Below are 22,242 nucleotides of genomic sequence, written 5' to 3' on the forward strand. Positions count from 1 at the left end.
CATGCGTAAGACTGCCCTCCTCGCTCTGCTTTGCTTCTGCGGCCTGACCCAGGCTGCCCAGATGCCCGTTGCCGCCCTGCCTGGCGGCACGCTCGTCTACAAGAACGTGCAAAGCATTCGTGAGCGCAAGTTTGCCGACATCGTCGAACAGAAAACCGACTTCAGCTGCGGCGCCGCCGCACTGGCGACGGTATTGCGCCAGGCCTATTGGCTCGACGTCGATGAGGAGCACATCATCAAAGGCATGCTGGTCAACGCTGACCAGGACCTTGTTCGTACTCAGGGTTTTTCCATGCTGGACATGAAGCGCTACATAGAAAGCATCGGCATGCGCGCCAGGGGCTACAAGATTCCGCCGGAAAAGCTCGACGCAGTCACGATCCCGGTGGTGGTACTGATGGAAATTCGCGGCTACAAGCATTTCGTGGTGATGCAGCGTGCGGACAAGGATTGGGTTTACATCGGAGACCCGGTTTTAGGACACAAACGCTACTCCCATGATGACTTTGTCAAAGGTTGGAACGGCATTGTCTTTGCCATCGTCGGCCCCGGATATGACAAGGCCAATGCCTTGCGCAGCCCTCCGGTACCGGTGACGGCCAAAAACAAGCTGGATGCCTTCAACCCGGTCAAAGATGCTGAATTGATGGACTTCGGGTTCATACAGAGCGACTTCTTTTAATCGCCGATTACAAGAGTGGGGCTGGATGTCCCGGGAGCAGCAGATGAAAACCTCATACTGGCTGGCCGCCGCCTGCCTGGCAGCGAGCGCGTCAGGCTATGCCAATGCAGGATTCAAACCCATCGAAATCAAGGACCAGGAGCTCGCAGAGCTACGCGGTCGCTACGTCATGCCGGGCCGGATCATCAGCTTCGGTGTCGTCATGAGCAGTACCTGGCGCAACGCCAGTGGAGATCTGATCGGGGCCTCGGCCACGATGCAATTGCAGGCAGCTTCGGTAAAACCTGAATTCTACGTCTCGACCATCAAGGAACACGGCAATGGCAGTACCCCGGAACTGGGGACTGGCTCGGTCGTGGGTGGCGCGGGACTCAACTCAAGCCAGGGCGTGACGCAGAGTGTGCGCGCCGCTGGCGACGGCAACTCCGCCTATAACAACGTTGCGATCAACGTCAAAGAAGCCAGTCAGGCACCTGCCCTGATGCCCGCCCAGGGCCAGGCCTTGATGGCCGGCCAGACCATCTCCGGCAGCAACGGCGCCGGCAGCGTCGCGGTTTCAGCCACAAATGGCGGTGTGCAAATGGCCATTCAGGCCTCCGGCAATCAGGGTACAGCCTTGCAACAGGTCGCCCAGGGCGGATTGCTGCAAAACACCCGTTTGCTGGGTAACGCGAACGTAGTCAACAACCTGACACAACTCAACGTTGTCCTTAACAATAACGGCATGAGTGCCGGCGCACTGGACTGCAACCTGACTCAACTCAGGGCACTACGCAACATCGGATATTGAACTACGCTGAGTCTCGATCATTGGGCTTAAAGGGACGGCTTATTCATGTATCGATCAGTATCACTGCGTGCCGCTGTATGTTTGAGTACTCTTCTACCCGCGGCGATGTTGCAAGCAGCACCCGATGCGGATGTAGAAGCCCTGAAACAGGAACTTCTGGAGCTGAAGCAACGATACGAAGTGCAGCAAAAGGCCCTGGCGGTGCTCGAACAACGGGTCCGCCAGGTCGAAGAACAACCCGCCTCTCCGCCCCCAAAACGCCTGGCCAAATCGCCTTCGGACATGAAAGGCAACCGGGTCGCCACCGGCACCGGGGCTGCGGCAGCGTCGGGGGGCGCCGCCGGGGGCAGCGGTGCATCCTATGGCCAGTCGCTGGCCGATGATTCGCAACCGGCACAGAGCGTGTCCAACCTGTACGACGAAGCCAGCGGTTTCTTTGGCGGCGGCAAGTTCAGCTTTGAAACCGGCGTGACCTACTCGCGCTACGACACCCGCCAACTGATCCTCAACGGCTTCCTCGCCCTGGACTCGATCTTTCTGGGCAACATCAACCTCGACCGGATCAAGGCCGACACCTGGACCCTCGACCTGACGGGACGCTACAACTTCGACAATCGCTGGCAGTTCGACCTGAACGTGCCGGTGGTTTACCGTGAATCGACCTATCAGTCGGGCGGCGGCAACGGAGGCGCCTCCAACGTCACCACAGAAGAGGACGTAAGCCGCGACCCGACCATCGGCGACGTCAACTTCGGCATTGCGTACAAGTTCCTGGACGAGTCGGTCAACACCCCGGACGCCGTGGTGTCCTTGCGGGTCAAGGCGCCTACGGGCAAGGATCCGTTCGGGATCAAGCTACGCCAGACCGATGCCAACTCGAACCTGTTCGTGCCTGACACCCTGCCCACCGGCAATGGCGTCTGGTCGATCACCCCGGGCATCTCGCTGGTCAAGACGTTTGACCCGGCCGTGCTGTTCGGCAGCCTGTCCTACACCCATAACTTCGAGGAATCGTTCGACGACATCAGTTCGACCGTCAACCAGAAAAACCCGGGCAAGGTACGCATCGGCGACAGCTTCCAGATCGGCGCAGGTGTTGCCTTCGCACTGAACGAGAAGATGAGTATGTCGTTCTCCGTATCCGACCTGGTGCAACGCAAGAGCAAGCTGAAACAGGATGGCGGGGATTGGGAATCGGTGGTGTCCAGCGACGCCAACGCCGGTTACTTCAACGTCGGCATGACCATCGCGGCCACCGACAACCTGACCATCGTGCCCAACCTGTCCATCGGCATGACCGACGATGCCCCGGACTTCTCCTTCAGCCTGAAATTCCCTTACTACTTCTAAACCGCGACACCATAAAAAGGCCCGCTGCGACTTGCATCGCAGCGGGCCTTTTCAGCTTCCTGTCTTCAGGAAGCACCGCGCCCTAGCGGATCTGGTGCTTGTGCAGCAAACGGTAGAACGTCGGCCGGGAAACCCCCAGCACTTTGGCGGCAACACTGAGATTGTCGCTGTGCCGGTTCAACACATCGCATAACGCCTGGCGTTCGGCACGGGTCTTATAGTCTTCCAGCGTGCCCATGGGTGCCGCGATCGACTGCTGGCTGATCAGTCCCAGGTCACGGGCCTCGATCTGCCGCCCTTCGGCCAGCACCAGGCCTCGGCGCACGCGGTTGGCCAGTTCGCGGACATTGCCCGGCCAGTCGTGCTTGCCCATGGCGATCAGCGCGTCTTCGCTGAAACTGCGCGGGCGACGGCCGGTTTCGTGGCTGTAGAAGTGGGAAAAATGGTTGGCCAGCATCGACAGATCGCCGTGGCGCTCGCGCAACGGCGCGGTCACCACCTGCAACACATTAAGCCGGTAGTACAAGTCCTCACGAAAGCGCTTCTTCTCGATGGCGGCTTCGAGGTCGACGTGAGTCGCCGCCAGTACCCGCACATCCACCGGGATCGGCTGGCTGCCACCAACCCGTTCAATGTGTTTTTCCTGAAGGAAGCGCAACAGATTGGCTTGCAGTTCCAGCGGCAGATCGCCGATTTCATCGAGAAACAAGGTGCCGCCATTGGCCGCTTCAATACGCCCGACCTTGCGCTGATGAGCGCCGGTGAACGCACCTTTCTCGTGACCGAACAGCTCGGACTGGATCAAGTGTTCGGGAATCGCCCCGCAGTTGATCGCCACAAACGGTTTGCTGTGGCGTTGCGACTGCCGGTGCAGGGTGCGGGCGACGAGTTCTTTACCGGTACCGCTTTCGCCGCGAATAAGCACTGGCGACTCGGTGGGCGCCAGTTTGCTCAGCAGCTTGCGCAGCTCACGGATCGGTTTGCTGTCGCCCAGCAGCTCGTGTTCCGGCTGATCGACGTGAATCGTGCCCTGCCCGCGCAGGCGCGCCATGCCGAACGCCCGGCCGAGGGTGACCTGCACCCGCGACACGTCGAACGGCAAGGTATGGAAATCGAAAAACCATTCGCAGACGAAGTCGCCGACGTTCTGCAAGCGCAGCACTTCCTGATTCAGCACGGCGATCCATTCGGTGCCACTGCGGCTGATCAGCTCTTTGACGGCTTCGGGACGTTCCAGGTGAAAAGGTTGTAACCGCAACAGGCCGACATCGCAGCTTCGGTCGGCGGCATTTTCCAGGCTACAACTGTCGACGTCCCAACCCACGGCACGTAAACCCGGGAGCAATCGGTGACAGTCGTCGCACGGGTCGACGACCAATAAACGTCTTAATGCAGGCGCTTCGCTCATGACTGTTCCTTGGCGCCAAATTTTAGGAAATGATCGTAAAAACAGTCATTTGGCAAACCTGACTGTTACATTAGCAAGAATTTGACGGCGTCTTGTATCGATTGCTTATAGGTGTACAAGTGAAGCAGTTATAAGAACCCGCTTTATTAGTTAGCTATCGACTTGATTCTTTCGCCAGGCTTTCAAAACCTGTCTGAATATTGAGTGTATGAAAGAAAGTCGAAATTTCTTCAGATTCTGTGTGACCTGCCAGCGGGTTGCGTGCATCAGTACAAGTAACTCGCCGAACGGTAAGCCCAACCGACGGCACATCACTTGATTGGGCACTAATAGAGAGAAGACCCCATGACCGCCCCGCTCCGTATCAACGAAGCTCTTTTGATTGCCAACCGCGCATTTAAACCTTTTCAATGCGTCGCCTGGGCCCCACAAGACGGCAATGGCGAACTGAGCCTGACCGTCATTGACCGTACCAACTCCCAGATCGGTCGCACCCAGATCCCGAGCAGCGCCTACTCCGATCCGGCGCAACTTGAATACCTGCTGCAACAGGCCCGCGCCGAGCTGAGCGAAGAAGGTTACGCGTTGCAATCCTGGTCGATGCCACACTGATATTTGCGGGTAATGCGGATGACGCTCAAGTCATCCGCCCTCTTCTGTTAGTTGCGAATCTTTTTCCAACTTCAGTCTTTTTGTACAACTTTCCTCAATACTTTCGCGCCTGAATGCTTGGCAGGCTTGCGACTGGTTCAAAAAGACACTGTTCTGGCACAGTGCGACCCTCCACCTGTTAGTTCTTACAGTTGTACTAACGCGTATTCAGGGATTGAATGTTTCGCTCATGCAGTTACCCGTTCCGCCTCCCGGAAATCGGTCGACTCGCAAGGAGAAGCATGCATGTCATCCCAGATCGCCATAGCGCTGCCGACGCTTGCGAATAACGCCGGACAACTCGACAAGACCTTTTCCAGCAGCGGTGTGGCGCAGGTCTACTTCGCCGGCAGTACGTCCAGCCTGACCCAGAGCGTGGCGCTCGATGCGCAAGGCCGGATACTGGTCGCCGCCAAGGTGGGCACTGCTCAAGGCAGCCGTTTCGGTCTGGCCCGCCTGCTTGAAGACGGCTCGGCGGATCTGGGATTCGGCTTTCAAGGCAGCGTGATCGGCCGGTTCGCTGCCGGTTTCGAAGCCACCGGCAGCAAGGTTCAAGTCCTGCATGATGGTCGGATTCTGCTGGCGGGTCTGCACTACGAATCGGAACATCGCACCCTGCCCGCCTTGGCTCTGTTCGATGCCCAGGGCCGCCCTGACCCGGATTTTGGTGACAACGGCCGGCAAATTGTCCGCCTGCCCGGCGACCTGTCCATGGGCACCCGCGATGCCTGGCTCCCGCCGGGCGTTCCGGGCGCCGAAGCCTGTGATTTCGCGGTGCAGCCCAACGGGCATATCCTGCTGATCGCCAACCATCACTTCGAACTGGCCGATCACGTCGGCATACTGATTCGCCTCAAACCCGACGGCCGCCTGGATCCCTCCTTCAACGGTCGCGGATTCGTCATGGTTCGCCACTTGCTGCTCAATACCTGGCTCGGCGGCCTGCTGTTGCAAGAAGACGGAAGAATCGTGGTGGCCGGCTCCATCGATTTCCCACAGGAAGGCCTGCTCGCCCGCTATCTGCCGGACGGGCGGCTCGACGAACGTTTTGCGGTGGACGGTTTCCTGGCCTTCAAAGTCCAGGGACGCAGTGCGCTGGTCAATCAAGTCATCGAATCGGCAGAGCATCTGCATTGTTTTGGCAGCAGTCGCGATCCGATTCGATGCATGGCGCATTCTGTTCATGGCAACGGTCGCCCCGATCTGCACTGCAACGGTGGTCAGCCGCATTTGCTGGAAATAGGCCCCAGCGGCTGCCAGTGGAGCGCAGCGCAAGCGATGCCGGACGGCCGCACCCTCGCGGTCGGCGCGACCATCGGCGGGGTTGAAGCCGACTTCATCGTCGCCCGCTATCTGGCCAACGGCAGCCTTGATCGAAGCTTCGGTTCCGGAAATGGCTGGTTGCGTACGCGGCTGGGGCGCAGCCTCGATACCGCCACTTCAGTGGCGATACAAGCGGATGGCGAAATTCTGGTGGGCGGTTATTCGCTGGATGGCAACTACCGCGCCGTGGTCGCGCGTTATCTGAATCAATGATGCGAACCTTCCCACACTTGATCTTGCCCATCGCTTACGGCAACTTGCGCGCTTCTTAAAACAAGGAGCAACCGATGTCCGGTTCGATGGCCCAGGCGTTCGCGCACAATTTTCTCGGGCATTCGCCCCGCTGGTACAAGGCGTGCGTCGTCGGTTTTCTGATTCTCAATGCGCTGGTGCTGTGGACTGTCGGCCCGGTCGCGGCCGGCTGGTTGCTGGTGATCGAGTTCATTTTCACCCTGGCCATGGCGCTCAAGTGCTACCCGCTGATGCCCGGCGGCTTGCTGCTGATCGAAGCGCTGCTGCTGAAAATGACCACGCCCCAGGCGCTGTACGAAGAGCTGCAGCACAATTTCCCGGTGATTCTGCTGCTGATGTTCATGGTCGCCGGCATCTACTTCATGAAAGACCTGCTGCTGTTCCTGTTCTCGCGTCTGTTGCTGGGCGTGCGTTCGAAGGCGCTGCTGGCCCTGATGTTCTGCTTTTTGTCGGCGTTTCTTTCGGCGTTTCTCGATGCGCTGACCGTGACCGCAGTGATCATCAGCGCTGCCGTAGGCTTCTATTCGGTTTACCACCGGGTGGCCTCCGGCAACGATCCGCGCCAGGACAGCGAATTCAGCGATGACCAGCATCTGCCTCAACTGCATCACGAGGACCTGGAACAGTTTCGCGCCTTCCTGCGCAGCCTGTTGATGCACGGCGCCGTCGGCACTGCATTGGGCGGCGTCTGCACCCTGGTCGGCGAACCGCAGAATCTGCTGATCGGCCATGAAATGGGTTGGCACTTCGCCGAGTTTTTCCTGAAGGTCGCGCCGGTTTCCCTGCCGGTTCTGGTCGCGGGGCTGGTGACCTGCATCTTGCTGGAGAAACTGCGCTGGTTCGGTTACGGCACGCTGCTGCCGGACAACGTACGCGCCGTGCTGGCCAACTACGCCGCCGAAGACAATGCCGAGCGCACGCCGCGACAACGCGCCGCCCTGCTGGTACAAGGCTGCGCTGCGCTGATCCTGATTGCCGGGCTCGCGTTCCATATCGCTGAAGTCGGCTTGATCGGCCTGATGGTGATCGTGCTGATCACGGCTTTCACCGGCATCACCGACGAACACCGACTGGGCAGCGCCTTCAAGGACGCCATGCCGTTCACCGCACTGCTGGTGGTGTTCTTCGCCGTGGTCGCGGTAATTCACGACCAGCAACTGTTCGCGCCGCTGATCCAGTGGGTGCTGGCGCTGCCGGCCGATCAGCAGCCGGGGATGCTGTTCATCGCCAACGGCCTGCTGTCGGCCATCAGTGACAACGTGTTCGTGGCCACGATCTACATCACCGAAGTGAAGCAGGCGTTCCTGTCCGGGCACATGAGCCGCGAGCATTTCGAGACACTGGCGATTGCGATCAACACCGGCACCAACCTGCCGAGCGTGGCGACGCCCAATGGCCAGGCAGCGTTCCTGTTTCTGCTGACGTCGGCGATTGCGCCGCTGGTGCGGTTGTCGTACGGGCGGATGGTGTGGATGGCGTTGCCTTACACCGTGGTGATGGGATTGCTCGGCTGGTACGCCGTGAGTTACTGGCTGTAGAAACAACAACGGGAGCCTTGGTGCTCCCGTTTTTTATGCCTCGATCAACGTGGCAAGAGGTACTTTTCGATGGCCTGCGCCACGCCATCCTCGGTGTTCGGCCCCGTCACCACGTCGGCCTGACGCTTCACCGCATCCTCAGCCTGCCCCATGGCAATCGACAACCCGGCAACATGGAACATCGCCGGATCATTGCCGCCATCGCCAATTGCGGCGGTCTGCGCCAGCGGTACGCCCAAGTGCTCCGCCAGGGTTGCCAGTGCGGCACCCTTGTTGGCGTCCATCGCAGTCACATCCAGAAAAACCGGTTGCGAGCGCGACACCTGCGCCAACCCTTCGACCTTCGGCAGCAATTGCGCCTCCAGTTCGATCAGCAATTGGGTGTTGTTGCTGGTCGCGACGATCTTGTCGATGCGTTCCAGATACGGCTCGAAGCTCTCCACTACCACCGGCGGATAACCGAGCCCGTGCTGCTCGCGCGGCACCATCGGCCCGTGCGGATCCTTGAGCAGCCAGTCGCCACCGCTGAACACCCAGATTTCGACGTCCGGCTGATCGGCGAACAATGCCAGTGCGGTCAGCGCCGCCGTCGCGGGCAGGTAATGCGCAACCAGAATGCTGCCATCCGGATTGACGATCGTGCCGCCATTGAACGCCGCCGTCGGCAGATCGACACCCAGCGCTTCGATCTGCTGCAACATGGCTTTGGGCGGACGCCCGGTGGCCAGGCTGAACAAAACGCCCGCCTCGCGCAACGCACGAACTGCATCGATGGTGCGCTGGCTCAGGCTGTGATCGGGCAGCAACAGCGTGCCGTCCATGTCACTCAACAGAAAACGGATCGGCTCGCTCATCCGAGACCATGCCAGACGCGACCATCGCGAGTCAGCAGGTCATCGGCGGCTTTCGGCCCGTCTTCGCCCGCGGCGTAACTCTGCACGCTCGCGTCCTGTTGCCAGGCGTCGAGGAACGGCTGCACCGCGCGCCAGCCGTTCTCGATGTTGTCAGCGCGCTGGAACAGCGTCTGGTCACCGGTCAGGCAGTCGTAGATCAGGGTTTCGTAGCCGGTGGACGGCTGCATTTCGAAGAAGTCCTTGTAGGCGAACCCCAGCTCGATATTGGCCATGTTCAGCGCCGGCCCCGGCCGTTTGGCCAGCAGGTCGAACCACATGCCTTCGTTGGGCTGGATCTGGATACGCAGGTAGGTCGGCTGCAATTCGTCGACCTCGGTGTCCCGGAACTGCGCATACGGCGCCGGTTTGAAGCAGATGACGATCTCGGTGTCGCGCACGCTCATGCGTTTGCCGGTGCGCAGGTAGAACGGCACGCCGACCCAGCGCCAGTTGTCGATCATCACTTTCAGCGCCACGTAGGTTTCCGTGGTGCTTTCTGGGGAGACGTTGTTCTCATCGCGATAACCGGCCACCGGTTTGCCAGCAACCTCACCGGCGCTGTATTGACCGCGCACCGAGTTTTCCCGTGCTTCTTCGGTGGTCCAGGGCCGGATCGCACCGACTACCTTGGCCTTCTCGCCCCGCACCGCATCGGCGCCGAACGCGGCCGGCGGCTCCATCGCGACCATGGCCAGCAACTGGAACAGGTGATTGGGCACCATGTCCCGCAGGGCGCCGGTGTGTTCGTAAAAACTGCCACGGGTTTCGACGCCGACGGTTTCGGCGGCGGTGATCTGCACGTGGTCGATGTAGTGGTTGTTCCAGAACGCTTCGAACAGGCTGTTGGAGAACCGGCTGACCAGAATGTTCTGCACGGTTTCCTTGCCCAGATAGTGATCGATCCGGTAAATCTGCTTTTCCGACATGACCTTGAGCAGGCAGGCGTTCAACGCCTCGGCGGTCTGCAGGTCGGAGCCGAACGGTTTTTCGATCACCACCCTTCTGAAGGCTTCCGGGGTTTCTTCGAGCAAACCGGCGCTGCCTAGACGGCGCACCACTTCGCTGAAGAAACGTGGCGCGGTGGCCAGGTAGAACACCGCATTGCCAGTGCCGCTGTCGGCGATTTTCGCCGCCAGGGCCGAATAAGTGCTGTCGTCCAGGAAGTCGCCCTGGACGTAGCTGATGCCTTTGGCGAGCTTGGCCCACAAGGCCGGATCAAGCATCTGATCGCCCTTGCCGACTTTCGCTGCCACTTCGGTGCGGATGAAGTCTTCGAGCTTTTGCGCGAAGGCTTCATCGGTGATGGCGTTGTGGTCAACGCCGACGATCCGCAGGCCATCATCCAGCAGGCCGTCGCGACTCAGGTTGTACAGCGCCGGCATGAGCAGGCGCTTGACCAGATCACCGTGGGCGCCGAACAGAAACAGCGTGGTCGGTGGCGCGGGTTCTGCCTTGGATTTCCTGCGGATCGTATGGGTCATTTCTTCGGTGTCTCCACGTGGCCGCCGAAGCCGAAGCGCTGGGCCGAAAGAATCTTGTCGCCGAAAGTGCCCTGGCCGCGCGAGCGGTAGCGCGAGAACAGCGAGTTGGACAGCACCGGTACCGGCACTGCTTGTTCCATGGCCGCTTCGATGGTCCATTGACCTTCACCGCTGTCCGCCACGGAGCCCGAGAAACCGTCGAGTTTCGGATCGCTGGCCAGCGCATCGGCGGTCAGGTCGAGCAACCACGACGACACCACGCTGCCACGACGCCAGACTTCGGCGATGTCGGCCACGTTCAGGTCGAAACGCTGATCTTCCGGCAGGCGCTCACTGGATTTGGTCTTGAGGATGTCGAAGCCTTCGGCGAAGGCCGCCATCATTCCGTACTCGATCCCGTTGTGGATCATCTTGACGAAGTGACCGGCACCGGCAGGACCTGCGTGGATGTAGCCGTGCTCGGCGCGGTGGTCATCGGACTTGCGGTCCTTGGTGCGCGGGATGTCGCCCATGCCCGGCGCCAGCGCGGCGAACAGCGGATCCAGACGCTTAACGGTCTCGGCATCGCCGCCGATCATCATGCAGTAACCGCGCTCCAGGCCCCAGACGCCGCCGGAGGTGCCGACGTCGATGTAGTGCAGGCCTTTCTCGGCCAGGGTTTTGGCCCGGCGGATGTCGTCCTTGTAGTTGGTGTTGCCGCCATCGATGATGGTGTCGCCCGCCTCGAGCAGATTGCTCAGGGTTTCGATGGTGTCTTCAGTCGGTGCGCCGGCCGGCAGCATGACCCACACCGCACGCGGCTTGGCCAGGCCTGCGACCAGTGCAGGCAGGTCGGCGACGCCGGTAGAGCCCTCGGCGGCCAGGGTGTCGACAAAGGCGGTATTGCGGTCGTAAACAACGGTGGTGTGACCGTTGAGCATCAGACGTCGCGCAATATTGCCGCCCATGCGGCCCAGTCCAATAATCCCGAGTTGCATGTGCTGATGCTCCTTACTACAAATAAAAGTGTGTCAAAGGTATAGCCCAACGCGACTAATGGAGGTTAGTCCAGAGCGTCGGGTTGAAGTTTCCGTGCATTGTGCCCGATCCAGACTGATAACGTCTGGAAACGTGCCGAAGACACAACGACCATGAAAAATAAAAAAGTTCCATTCACGAGCAAAAGAAATCAAAATCGGCGCCGATAGCAGGTCAAGGCCCGAAACCGGGGCTGATCTGCAGTTGAGACACGCCATTTGCGAGGTGAGCAATGGGCACAGTACACACAGCAATGCCGCCACAAACCCTGTACGTCACCATCCGTCGCGATGAATTGCGGCAGTTGAAAGATGAACGCGATCAGCTCAAGCAGGAACTCGCGCAATTGCGCCTGCTGACCCAGGGCGCCGAGCCACAGCCTCTGCCGCGCGTACAGCGCTCGCCTCACGCCTGATCTCCCCGCCCGCTTCGGGAGCGGCCATTGCCGTTCCCGACATGCTGCACCTCCAGCCGATTCCGGCAACTAACAAAGTTTTCACATTCGCTTGTTGATACTCCGGCGCATTCTGGCCGTGCGTGTCTGCGCATGGCCTCCGTTCGTCGGGTTCATGCGCCGGTTGCATGAAGCGCCCGGCGGTGGATGTGACGACTGAGCTGGAGTGCTGAATGGCGGTGTTCAAACGCAGCAATACGACTGCGACAGGTTTCGACTGGGCCGGTTTTCTCTGGCTGTTCGTGTTTTTCTGGTACTTCTCCGGTATCACCCAACTGCTGATCCAGTTGACGGGCACCTCTGGGTTCACCGGCTTTCGCCAGGCCTTCGTGATGAGCGCCGTGTGGCTCGCGCCGATGCTGCTGTTCCCCAAACGCACCCGTCTGCTCGCCGCGCTGATCGGCGTGGTGCTGTGGGCCTGCTCGATGGCCAGCCTGGGTTACTTCTTCATTTACCAGCAGGAATTCTCCCAGAGCGTGATCTTCATCATGTTCGAGTCGAACGTGTCCGAAGCCGGCGAGTACATGACCCAGTACTTTGCCTGGTGGATGGTCCCGGCGTTCCTCGCGCACACCGCGTTCGCGTATTTCCTGTGGACCCGCCTGCGTCCGGTGTACCTGCCCCGTGGCCGCGCATTCGTCGCCGCCATGGCGATTCTGGTGGCCGTGATCGGTTATCCGCTGGTCAAGCAGACAATGCGCACCGGCAGCTTCGCCCAGGGCTTCGAGAAATTCGAAACCCGCATCGAGCCGGCTGTGCCGTGGCAGATGGCCGTGGCTTATCACCGCTATCAGGAAACCCTGGCCGACATGCAGGGCATGCTGCACAGCGCGAGCAAGATCCCGCCGCTGAAAAACCTCAAGGACTCGGGCGCCAACCAGCCGGCGACCCTGGTGCTGGTGATCGGCGAATCCACCAACCGCCAGCGCATGAGCCTCTACGGTTACCCGCGTAAAACCACGCCGGAACTGGACAAGCTCAAGGATCAGCTGTCGGTCTTCGATAACGTCATCACCCCGCGCCCGTACACCATTGAGGCGCTGCAACAGGTGCTGACCTTCGCCGACGAAGAAAACCCGGACCTGTACCTGTCCACGCCGTCGCTGGTCAGCATGATGAAACAGGCCGGCTACAAGACCTTCTGGATCACCAACCAGCAGACCATGACCAAGCGCAACACCATGCTCACGACGTTCTCCGAACAGGCCGACGAGCAGGTGTACCTGAACAACAACCGCAACCAGAACGCCGCGCAGTACGACGGCGACGTGATCGAACCGTTCAACAAGGCCCTGGCCGACGCGGCGCCGCGCAAGTTGATCGTCGTGCATCTGCTCGGTACGCACATGAGCTACCAGTACCGTTATCCGCCGAGCTTCGACAAGTTCCAGGATCGCAACGGCGTTCCGGCCGGCGTGCGTGACGATCAGGTGCCGACCTACAACAGCTACGACAACGCGGTGCTGTACAACGATTTCGTGGTCTCGAGCCTGATCAAGGACTACGCCAAATCCGATCCGAACGGCTTTTTGCTGTACCTCTCCGACCACGGTGAAGACGTGTTCGACTCGGTGGGCCACAGCACCCTGGGCCGCAACGAAAACAAGCCGACCGCGCCGATGTACACCATTCCGTTCATGGCCTGGGCGTCGCCGAAGTGGCGTGAAAACCACGACTGGAGTTTCGCCGGGGATCTGAGCCGGCCGTACAGCAGCTCGCACCTGATCCACACCTGGGCGGATCTGGCCGGCTTGAGTTTCGATGAACTCGACCGCAGCAAGAGCCTGGTCAGCGACAGCTTCAAGCCGCGTCCGCTGTTGATCGGCAACCCTTACGAGCGCGAACAGCGGGCCCTGATCGACTTCAGCCTGATGAAGCCGAAAAAACCCGCCGCCACGACCACGGAAGTGGTGCTGCAGGAATAAAAAAAAGGGCCGGAAACGGCCCTTTTTTCATATCGGCGAAACATCTTCAAATAACAATATTTCTCGTTTGACACTAAATCGCACTGCCCGCTTTCGTCTTTGAGCAAACGGAATTTTTCCCTCGATGACAAGGAGTCGGCTGCGATGTTCGCGCCCATCACCCGTTCCATGACCCTCACCCTGGGCCTGTGCAGTGTTGCACTGAGCCCGGATCTGCTGGCTGAAACCGACACAGAAAAACAGTCGCCCCCCGCTGCGCCGGCCCTGGAGCTGGCCTCCACCAGCGTCACCGCCCAAGGCCTGGGCAGCACCACTGAAAACACCCACGCCTACACCACCGGCGCCATGAGCACGGCGACACGGTTGAACCTGTCGATCAAGGAAACCCCGCAGTCGGTGTCCGTGGTCACTCGCCAGCAGATGGATGATTTCAAACTCGGTACATTGTCCGAGGCCATGAGCCAGACCACCGGCATCGTGGTGCAACACAACGACTCGGATCGGGTCAGCTATTCGTCCCGCGGCTACTCGATCAACAATTTCCAGATCGACGGGATGCTCAACACCTTCCAGTACATGAAGTCCGATTCGGACACCATCATCTACGACCGCATCGAAGTCGTGCGCGGCGCCACCGGCCTGACCACCGGCGCAGGCGATCCGTCGGCAACCATCAACATGGTGCGCAAACGCCCGACCGCCCAATGGCAGGCTCAGGCCGGTGCGAGCGGCGGCAGCTATGACGATTACTACAGTTACGTCGATGTCGGCGGCCCACTGGCGTTCGATGGGCGCCTGCGCGGTCGCAGCGTGCTGGCCTATCGTGACCAGGGATCGTTTCGCGACAAGTACGCCCTGCAACGGGAAGTCGGCTACGGCATCCTCGAAGCCGACCTGACCGACTCCACCGTGCTGGCCGTCGGTTACGACTATCAGGACAAACAGGTACAAGGCTCTTCGTGGGGCACCTTGCCGTACTGGAATGCCGACGGCAGCAAGGCCAGCCTCGGACGCTCGACGAACATGGCAACCTCCTGGAGTTCCTGGCCGCTGCGCGACAAGACCGCGTTCGCCACCCTCGATCAAGCCCTGGCGGGCGACTGGCACCTGAAAGCCGCCTACACCCACCGCAAGAGCGATACCGACGGCAAGGTCTACTACGCCGGCGCCGGTTTCCCCGAGCCCGATCGCAGCGGCATGACCGCCTACAGCTCGCACATGATCGGCCCGCAGCGCATGAAGGCGTACGACTTCAACCTGTCCGGCCCCTACTCGCTGCTGGGTCGCGAACATCAGATGATGATCGGTTATGGCGAAGCCGAACGCAGCTCCAGCTCGCCGTACACCGTTGACGGTCCGGTGGCGCGCAACTACAGCACCATCCGCGACTGGAAATACATGGGCGACATCGCCAAATTTCCGGACACAGTGACCGGGTTAACCAGTGCCAAAGACAGCACGCAACAAAAAGCCGGCTATCTGGCGACCCGCCTGAGCCTGACGAACGACCTTCACGCCGTGCTCGGCACCCGTTACGGCAGCTGGAAGGCGTCAAAAACGGCCAACACCTTCGACGACAACCTGCAACTGGAAAGCGTCGATGCCAGCCGTCAGCAGCACAACGACATGTGGACACCCTACGCCGGCCTGCTCTATGACCTGACGCCGGAGTACACCGTTTACGGCAGCTACACCGACATCTTCAAACCGCAGACCTACCGCGACGCCAACCGCAAGTTCATCGAGCCGATCGTCGGCAGCAACTATGAAATCGGGCTCAAGGGCAGCCTGCTGGACGAACGCCTGAATCTGGCCACTGCCATTTTCTGGAGCAAACAGGACAACGTCGCCGAAGTGGATGACTCGGTGCCGCCGGATCCGGTGACCCTGGAGGAGTTCTACAAGTCCGGCGGGAAAGGGAACAAGGTCAACGGTTTCGAAGCCGAGGTCTCGGGTGAAATCCACGACGGCTGGAACATGACCGCCGGCTACACCTACACCCACTCGGTCAACGGCGAAAAACAACGCAGCAACACCAATCAGCCGCTGAACCTGTTCCGCCTCTCCACGGCCTATCGCCTGCCGGGCAACTGGAACGCCCTGACCGTGGGCGGCGCGGTGAACTGGCAGAGCGACGTCTACGGCAATTCCAACCGTCCGGTCGGGCGCAACGCCAATGGCCGGATCATCACCGAGCGGGCGCGAATCAGTCAGGACGCCTACACGGTGGTCAAGTTGATGTCGCGTTATGAGTTCGACAAACACCTGTCGGCGTCCCTCAACGTCGACAACCTGTTCGACAAGAAGTATTACGACAACGTCGGCTTCTACAACGGCGTGTTCTGGGGCGATCCACGCACCGTGACGCTGAGCCTCGACTGGAAACTCTGACGCCCTTCCCTTACGACCTGCACGCGTCATTCACGCGTGCAGCGTTCGTCCGATACGCCGTGGAAACACCCTGTAAAACCTACACTGAACGAGCGTTAACCTCTCGTTAATGCCCTCGACGGACACTGCGCCCCGAGGACCAGATTCATGGACGAACGGCTCCGACATTTTTCGTAGGAGGCACCATGAAAACCACGACTGCAATCCTTGCCGGTCTACTCACCCTCGCATCCGCCAGCGCATTCGCTGAAGGCGGCGCCGAGCGCATGAGACATTACTGGGCCAATTTCCCGGTTCATTCCGCACAAAGTCAGCAGGCTGACGCGAAGACCAACGAACTCAAGGTTCCGGACGACCAGACCGCCCAGGTCACCGAGTCCTATCGCCCTTGAGCGAACGCTTCACCGATGGACCTGCGATGGCTCCGCTCTGGCCCCGCAGATGACAGTTGGGCGCCCTTACCGGGCGCCTTTTTTTATGCCTGCAGATCCTTGATCCAGAACAGCATGCGCCCGTGACTCGGGTCGAACATGCCCGGCGCGAAGCCGAACTTGGCGTAGGAATTTTGCGCCACGGCATTGCCTTCAAGCACTTCCAGGGTGATCTTGCAGCACCCGCGCTGACGAGCGATGTCCTCGACCTTGCGCAGCATTTTCTGACTCAGCCCCAAACCTCGAAACTTCGTCACCACCGACACGTCGTGCACGTTGACCAACGGCTTGCAGGCAAACGTGGAAAACCCTTCAAAGCAGTTCACCAGCCCTGCCGGTTCGCCACCGACGAACGCCAGGACGCTGAACGCGTGGGGCCGCTTGGCCAATTCGGCGGGCAGTTGCTGCAACAGTTCGGGAGCAATGGGATGGCCGCCGCCCATCGGGTCTTCGGCGTAATGATTGAGCACCACACCGATGGCCTCGGCATGCACCGGGTTGGTGTAACTGGCTTGAAGCACAAGAATTTCTGCGGAATCCATTTCCTTCCTCGATCGCACGGGGCCCCGGCGCGTTTGATACGCACTGATAGGCTCGGCGACCTTAGCGCGAGGCAGGCCCCGGCCACAACCCGGCGTTTTCAGTGCCCCCAGATAAGTTCTTCGGTCCAGCCCAGTTCGGCGAAATCCTCAGCTCGCAGACCGGACTCGCCGGCACAGAAAAACTCGTCCAGTTGCGGCGGTTTCACCGAAGTGCCGCTAAGCATCGCGTGGACCTGGCCACGGTGGTGGATCTGGTGTTCGAACAGATGCGAGATCATCCGCAGACGGCTGTCGTGCTGAGGCGTGTCGCGGGCGATGGTGACGATGCGCCCCAGATCGGCATCGCGCAGTTGCTCGCAGTAGGCGATCAGTCGACGGTCGACATGCGCCTGCTCCCCGCGCAAGGCCTGCGCCTCGGTGAAGGGTTCGTCTGCGTTAAAGAACACGTAGCAGTCGGGATGTGGCTCGTCACCGCGCAACTCGCGTTCCAGCGCATCGACATAGAACCAGTCGCAAGTGAGGATGTGATTGAGGGTCAGGCGGATGCTCGGGAAGAAACTCACCCGTGGCGCGGCCAGTTGCGCGTCATCGAGCTGGCTCCAGGCCTTGGCCAGTCGATGGTTGGCCCAGGCGTTCTGGTAGGCCATGGTCAGCAAATGGTGGGACAGTGGCTGAGTCATGTCGCGCCCTCCGTGTTTCAGGTTTCGGCGAAGCGTTGCAGCTGCATCTCCTGCAAGCGGCTGAGGGTCCGGCGGAACGGGAATTCCAGATAGCCCTCGGTGTACAGCGCGTCCATCGGCACTTCGGCCTCGATGTACAGCGGCACCTTGCGGTCGTAGCACTCGTCGACCAGCGCGATAAAGCGGCGCACGCCGTCATCGTGCACCGACAACTGCGGCAATTCGCGATCGCCGGCCACCACCCGTTCGGCCCCATCCTCGGTGCCTCGGGCGATCCGCCCTTCGCGTTTTTTCGCGCTGAGGTTCGGCACCTCGCTCAACAGGATAGCCCGGTAGGTGTCGCACAGCGCGATGAAGTCCATGGCGGCGAACGGTTGCTCGCACAGGTCGGCGTAACGGCACCACAGCACCGAATCGCTGGCCTGCACCACGTTCAAGGCTCGATAACCGACCGGCACCGGTTCGGCGCTGACGGTCTGCCCGGCAGCCAGTGCGTCGAACACCTGACTTAGCGCGCTACCCTGCCCCGGAGATGCAACCCAATAGCGTTGCTCGACAGCGCCGGGATGCAAGCGGTGATCTTTGGCGCCATTCACCGCGACCACTTGCATGTGCTGCTTGATCGCGGTGATCGCCGGCAAAAAGCGATCGCGGTTGAAGCCGTCGGCATACAGCTGATCCGGTGGCAGGTTGGAGGTGCAAACCACCACCACGCCTTCGTCGAACATCACCTGAAACAGGCGCCCGAGAATGATCGCATCACCGATGTCATTGACGAACAGCTCATCGAAACACAGCACCCGCACTTCGGCCGCCAACTCACGGGCGAGCGCCCGCAGTGGATCGGCGATCCCGGTCAGTTGAAACGAGCGTTGATGCACCCAGCCCATGAAGTGATGAAAGTGCTGCCGCCGCGCCGGCACCCTCAGGCTTTGGTGGAATTGATCCATCAGCCAGGTCTTGCCGCGCCCGACCGGGCCCCACAGGTAAACGCCGGTGACCGAACGGGCACCGGCGTGCAGGGCTTCATGGCATTTTTGCAAGGCCCAGACCGCGTGTTCCTGGGCTTCATCCTGGATGAAGCCCTTGTGGTCGACGGCGTATTGCCAGGCGCTCAAAGGGGAGTCGAAAGTCATGCGCGGCAGTATGCCACGATGGCTACAGGGAAATATCCAGCCGAGCGATTTTGCCCTGTTCGTTGAGCCGGAACGTGTAGCGCAGCTCCAGCGGGCTGCCGGGAAACGTTCCGGAGATCAGCCCTTGCACCAGCACCTTGCCGGTGCGCTGCTGGACGCCCAGCACTTCGACCCGTGGCTGATAGCGCTGGGCGGTGTCTTGCATCCAGTTGGCGATAGCCTGCGGGCCGACCTGATGATGGCCTTCATCGAACACATGGGCATCCTCGGCAAAAAAACTGCCGACCCGGGACGTATCGCGAGCATTGGCGGCGTTGATGTACTCAACGATGGCCGGGGCGAGGATCGAGGTGGGATGGAACATGGTTACAGCTCCTTTTTTCGGGTTCTGTCGCCATCCTAGAACAGCCCTGCGTCAATTCCTGTCAGGAGTGAAACGGCCATTTTCGTCCAGTTGCATCTGCCGCTGCCAGGTGCGCAAAAGGTCGCTGCGCCGCCCCGGATAGCGCTCGCCCTGCTGGCTGGCGGCGGCAATCCGGTCGGTGCGAAAGGTGCGATAGGCGCCGCGCAATTCACACCACGCGACGATGATCCGCACCTCGTTGAGAAAGCCCAGCGCCAGCGGCCAGATCAGGCGCTGGCTCTGCACCTGCTGCGCATCGGCGTAATCGATGTGCAGCTTGGCCTGATCGCGGATCGCGTGACGGAAAACGTTCAACGGCACCGCGTTTTGCGGAAAGCCGTAGCCCGAAGGCCCGGGCATGACGGTCGGATTGCGCATCGCTTCCTGGGCCTGCGGGTCCAGCACGGCCGCAATTTTTGCCAGCGCATCCGCCGCCGCCTTGCTCAGCACCTCGTCACCACGCTGATCGACATAGCGCAGGCCCAACACGATGGCTTCGGTCTCGTCGGCGTTGAGCATCAGCGGCGGCAGAAACAGACCGCTGCGCAATACGTAACCGATGCCCGCCTCGCCATGGATCGGCGCGCCGAGCGCGGTCAGTTCGGCGATGTCGCGATAGAGGGTGCGTTCGGAGATTTCCAGCTCGGAGGCCAGTGTCGCCGCGGTGACCGGGCGTTTCTTGCCACGCAGCACTTGCAACAGGGTCAACAGACGAGTGGTTCGCGACACGGTGTGCGGCTCCGGGCAAAAATTTGCCGGAGCTTAGCAGAGCCTGGTGTCAGAAATTGTCAGGTGCTTTCACCAGGCTCGGAGGGGGTCACGCGTCGACTTTGTGCCGGGCCGCGTACAGGCAAAGCATCTCCATGGCCAGGGTCGCCGCCGCCAGCGACGTCACGTCCGCATGGTCGTAGGCCGGGGCCACTTCCACCACGTCCATGCCCACCAGATTGATCCCGCGCAGGCCGCCAAGGATCTCCAGCGCCTGCACCGTGCTCAACCCGCCGCACACCGGGGTGCCGGTGCCCGGCGCAAAGGCCGGATCCAGGCAATCGATGTCGAACGTCAGGTACACCGGGTTATCCCCGACCCGCGTGCGAATGGCCTCGACGATCGCTTCGCAGCCACGGCGATGCACCTGACGTGCGTCCAGCACCTGAAAGCCCTGATGATCGTCGTTGGTGGTGCGCAAACCGATCTGCACCGAACGCGCCGGATCCACCAGCCCTTCCCGCGCGGCGTGCCAGAACATGGTGCCGTGATCGACCCGCTTGCCGCCCTCGTCCGGCCAGGTGTCGCTGTGGGCATCAAAGTGAATCAGCGACAGCGTGCCGTGCTTGCGGGCATGGGCCTTGAGCAACGGATAGCTGATGAAGTGATCGCCGCCGAAAGTGAGCATGGCGCTGCCGGAGCTGAGGATGTGCTCGGCGTGAGCCTCGATGCTTTCCGGGATCGTATGCGGCGAGCCGTAATCGAAGTCGCAATCGCCGTAATCGATCACCGCCAGATGATCGAACGGGTCGAACGCCCATGGCCAGTGCCGTTCCCAGGCAATCCCGGTGGACGCCGCACGAATCCCGCGCGGCCCGAAACGTGCGCCCGGACGGTTGCTGGTGGCGGTGTCGAACGGCACACCGCTGACCGCCACGTCCACGCCGCGCAAGTCACGGCTGTAGCGCCGGCGCATGAAACTGGTGATCCCGGCGTAGGTGCTTTCGGCGGCGGTGCCGTAAAGGCTGTCACGGGTCAGGGCCTGATCGTTTTGCATGGGCACGTCCATCGGTGTGTTCCTGTCGTTATGAAGGGCTATTGGCGGCTACGGAAAGTGGTCCACAGGCGCGTGCGCTGGCGCATGTCCTTGAGGCTCATGCTGTGGTCGGCGTACAGCCGCTCGCGCACTTCGGGTTTCGGGAAAATGTCCGGATCGTTGCGCACCGCCTCATCCACCAGCGGCGTGGCGGCCTGGTTGGCGGTGGCGAAGAACAACGTGTTGGTCAGCGCCGCCACGGATTCGGGGCGCAACATGAACTCGATGAAGGTACGAGCGGCCTCGGGGTGCGGCGCGTCTTTCGGGATGGCGAGGTTGTCCTGCCACACCAGCGTGCCTTCCTTGGGAATCCGGTAAGCCACTTCAAACGGCTTGTTGGCCTTGCGCGCCTGATCGGCGGCCATGCTCGCGTCACCGTTGTAGGTCAGCGCCAGGCAGACGCTACCGTTGGCCAGATCGCTGATCTGCCGGCCGGTGGCGACGTAGAGCACCGAGGGCTGTAACTTCTGCAACAAGGCTTCGGCGGCGGCCAGATCGGTCTTGTCGGTGCTGTAGGGATCTTTACCGAGGTAGTGCAGCGCCAGGCCGATCACTTCCTGCGGCGAGTCGAGAATGGCGATCCCGCAATCCTTGAGTTTGCTGGCGTATTCAGGCTTGAACAGCAGATCGAGGCTGTTGAGCGGCACATCCGGCAGCCGCTGTTTGACGGCCTCGACGTTCATGCCCAGCCCTAGCGTGCCCCAGGTGTAAGGCACGCCATAGCGGTTGCCGGGATCGACCGCCGCCAGTTTTTCCAGCAGATCCGGATCGAGATTGGCGTAGCCCTTGAGCCCTTCGTGAGGGATTTCCTTCAATGCGCCGGCAGCCAATCCACGGGCCAGCACGCTGGATGACGGCACCACCACGTCATACCCGCTGCCGCCGGTAAGCAGTTTGGTTTCCAGCACCTCGGACGTATCGAAGGTGTCGTAGCGCACGTGGATGCCGGTTTCCTTTTCGAAGCGCTGCAAGGTTTCAGGCGCCACGTAATCGGCCCAGCTGTAGAGATTGAGGGTTTTCTCTTCGGCCTGGGCGGCGATGGAGACGGTAAGCAACAAAGCGGGCAAACATAGCTTGAAGACGGGAGCCAT

Annotated in this window: 21 protein-coding genes; 10 read left to right on the plus strand and 11 right to left on the minus strand. The window is 60.9% G+C overall.

The features are described from left to right. Position 1: 1 nt before the first annotated feature. The 3 genes from PMI24_RS21160 to PMI24_RS21170 are packed head-to-tail and all read left to right on the plus strand — an operon-like array spanning position 2 to position 2,822. Positions 2 to 682: a C39 family peptidase gene (locus PMI24_RS21160; RefSeq protein WP_007957477.1), complete on the plus strand. Its 681-nt coding sequence runs from the start codon at positions 2 to 4 to the stop codon at positions 680 to 682. 43 nt (positions 683 to 725) lie between these two features. Continuing rightward, positions 726 to 1,472: a hypothetical protein gene (locus PMI24_RS21165; protein ID WP_007957478.1), complete on the plus strand. Its 747-nt coding sequence runs from the start codon at positions 726 to 728 to the stop codon at positions 1,470 to 1,472. Between the two features lie 45 nt (positions 1,473 to 1,517). Continuing rightward, a complete protein-coding gene (locus tag PMI24_RS21170) occupies positions 1,518 to 2,822 on the plus strand; it encodes a transporter (RefSeq protein ID WP_007957479.1) in 1,305 nt (434 codons plus the stop codon). A gap of 82 nt (positions 2,823 to 2,904) precedes the next feature. Here PMI24_RS21170 and PMI24_RS21175 read toward each other — a convergent pair whose 3' ends face one another. Then, a complete protein-coding gene (locus PMI24_RS21175; protein WP_007957480.1) occupies positions 2,905 to 4,230 on the minus strand; it encodes a sigma-54 dependent transcriptional regulator in 1,326 nt (441 codons plus the stop codon). Positions 4,231 to 4,575: 345 nt separating this feature from the next. Here PMI24_RS21175 and PMI24_RS21180 point away from each other — a divergent pair, with 345 nt between their 5' ends. From PMI24_RS21180 to nhaB, 3 genes are all read left to right on the plus strand, one after another. Next, a complete protein-coding gene (locus PMI24_RS21180; RefSeq protein WP_007957481.1) occupies positions 4,576 to 4,842 on the plus strand; it encodes a hypothetical protein in 267 nt (88 codons plus the stop codon). 285 nt (positions 4,843 to 5,127) lie between these two features. Then, positions 5,128 to 6,417: a hypothetical protein gene (locus PMI24_RS21185; RefSeq protein WP_007957483.1), complete on the plus strand. Its 1,290-nt coding sequence runs from the start codon at positions 5,128 to 5,130 to the stop codon at positions 6,415 to 6,417. A 74-nt stretch (positions 6,418 to 6,491) separates the two neighbouring features. Beyond that, a complete protein-coding gene (gene nhaB / locus PMI24_RS21190; protein WP_007957501.1) occupies positions 6,492 to 7,994 on the plus strand; it encodes a sodium/proton antiporter NhaB in 1,503 nt (500 codons plus the stop codon). Positions 7,995 to 8,038: 44 nt separating this feature from the next. Here nhaB and PMI24_RS21195 read toward each other — a convergent pair whose 3' ends face one another. The 3 genes from PMI24_RS21195 to gnd are packed head-to-tail and all read right to left on the minus strand — an operon-like array spanning position 8,039 to position 11,345. Next, complete coding sequence (locus PMI24_RS21195) at positions 8,039 to 8,848, minus strand: Cof-type HAD-IIB family hydrolase (protein WP_007957505.1); 810 nt, start codon at positions 8,846 to 8,848, stop codon at positions 8,039 to 8,041. Beyond that, positions 8,845 to 10,368 (minus strand): glucose-6-phosphate dehydrogenase, encoded by a 1,524-nt coding sequence (gene zwf / locus PMI24_RS21200; protein WP_007957506.1) that lies wholly within the window; start codon positions 10,366 to 10,368, stop codon positions 8,845 to 8,847. The genes PMI24_RS21195 and zwf overlap by 4 nt, the downstream gene beginning before the upstream one ends. After that, positions 10,365 to 11,345 carry a phosphogluconate dehydrogenase (NAD(+)-dependent, decarboxylating) gene (gene gnd, locus PMI24_RS21205; RefSeq protein ID WP_007957507.1) on the minus strand — a complete coding sequence of 327 codons (981 nt, stop codon included), beginning with the start codon at positions 11,343 to 11,345 and terminating at the stop codon, positions 10,365 to 10,367. The genes zwf and gnd overlap by 4 nt, the downstream gene beginning before the upstream one ends. Before the next feature lie 272 nt (positions 11,346 to 11,617). Between gnd and PMI24_RS21210 the strand changes: the two genes are divergently transcribed. From PMI24_RS21210 to PMI24_RS21225, 4 genes are all read left to right on the plus strand, one after another. Beyond that, positions 11,618 to 11,800 carry a DUF6026 family protein gene (locus tag PMI24_RS21210; RefSeq protein WP_007957508.1) on the plus strand — a complete coding sequence of 61 codons (183 nt, stop codon included), beginning with the start codon at positions 11,618 to 11,620 and terminating at the stop codon, positions 11,798 to 11,800. A 212-nt stretch (positions 11,801 to 12,012) separates the two neighbouring features. Beyond that, positions 12,013 to 13,764, plus strand: coding sequence for a phosphoethanolamine transferase CptA (locus PMI24_RS21215; RefSeq protein ID WP_007957509.1), 1,752 nt, complete (start codon positions 12,013 to 12,015; stop codon positions 13,762 to 13,764). Positions 13,765 to 13,908: 144 nt separating this feature from the next. After that, on the plus strand, positions 13,909 to 16,155 hold the full coding sequence (locus tag PMI24_RS21220) for a TonB-dependent siderophore receptor (RefSeq protein ID WP_007957510.1): 2,247 nt from the start codon (positions 13,909 to 13,911) through the stop codon (positions 16,153 to 16,155). A 185-nt stretch (positions 16,156 to 16,340) separates the two neighbouring features. After that, positions 16,341 to 16,547 carry a hypothetical protein gene (locus tag PMI24_RS21225; RefSeq protein ID WP_007957512.1) on the plus strand — a complete coding sequence of 69 codons (207 nt, stop codon included), beginning with the start codon at positions 16,341 to 16,343 and terminating at the stop codon, positions 16,545 to 16,547. An 83-nt stretch (positions 16,548 to 16,630) separates the two neighbouring features. Here the strand turns inward: PMI24_RS21225 and PMI24_RS21230 are convergent, their stop codons facing one another. From PMI24_RS21230 to PMI24_RS21260, 7 genes are all read right to left on the minus strand, one after another. Then, positions 16,631 to 17,128 (minus strand): GNAT family N-acetyltransferase, encoded by a 498-nt coding sequence (locus PMI24_RS21230; protein WP_007957513.1) that lies wholly within the window; start codon positions 17,126 to 17,128, stop codon positions 16,631 to 16,633. Between the two features lie 98 nt (positions 17,129 to 17,226). After that, positions 17,227 to 17,808, minus strand: a complete 582-nt coding sequence (locus tag PMI24_RS21235) for a DinB family protein (protein WP_007957514.1) — start codon at positions 17,806 to 17,808, stop codon at positions 17,227 to 17,229. A gap of 17 nt (positions 17,809 to 17,825) precedes the next feature. After that, on the minus strand, positions 17,826 to 18,944 hold the full coding sequence (gene zapE, locus PMI24_RS21240) for a cell division protein ZapE (protein WP_007957515.1): 1,119 nt from the start codon (positions 18,942 to 18,944) through the stop codon (positions 17,826 to 17,828). A gap of 22 nt (positions 18,945 to 18,966) precedes the next feature. Then, complete coding sequence (locus tag PMI24_RS21245; protein WP_007957516.1) at positions 18,967 to 19,308, minus strand: nuclear transport factor 2 family protein; 342 nt, start codon at positions 19,306 to 19,308, stop codon at positions 18,967 to 18,969. 51 nt (positions 19,309 to 19,359) lie between these two features. After that, positions 19,360 to 20,076 (minus strand): helix-turn-helix transcriptional regulator, encoded by a 717-nt coding sequence (locus PMI24_RS21250; protein WP_007957517.1) that lies wholly within the window; start codon positions 20,074 to 20,076, stop codon positions 19,360 to 19,362. An 88-nt stretch (positions 20,077 to 20,164) separates the two neighbouring features. Next, the gene (speB, locus tag PMI24_RS21255; RefSeq protein ID WP_007957518.1) at positions 20,165 to 21,124 is read right to left on the minus strand and encodes an agmatinase; all 960 of its coding nucleotides are present in this window, start codon (positions 21,122 to 21,124) and stop codon (positions 20,165 to 20,167) included. 26 nt (positions 21,125 to 21,150) lie between these two features. Next, on the minus strand, positions 21,151 to 22,242 hold the full coding sequence (locus PMI24_RS21260; RefSeq protein WP_007957519.1) for a polyamine ABC transporter substrate-binding protein: 1,092 nt from the start codon (positions 22,240 to 22,242) through the stop codon (positions 21,151 to 21,153).

The organism is Pseudomonas sp. GM25, assembly GCF_000282255.1.
Lineage (GTDB): Bacteria > Pseudomonadota > Gammaproteobacteria > Pseudomonadales > Pseudomonadaceae > Aquipseudomonas > Aquipseudomonas aphyarum.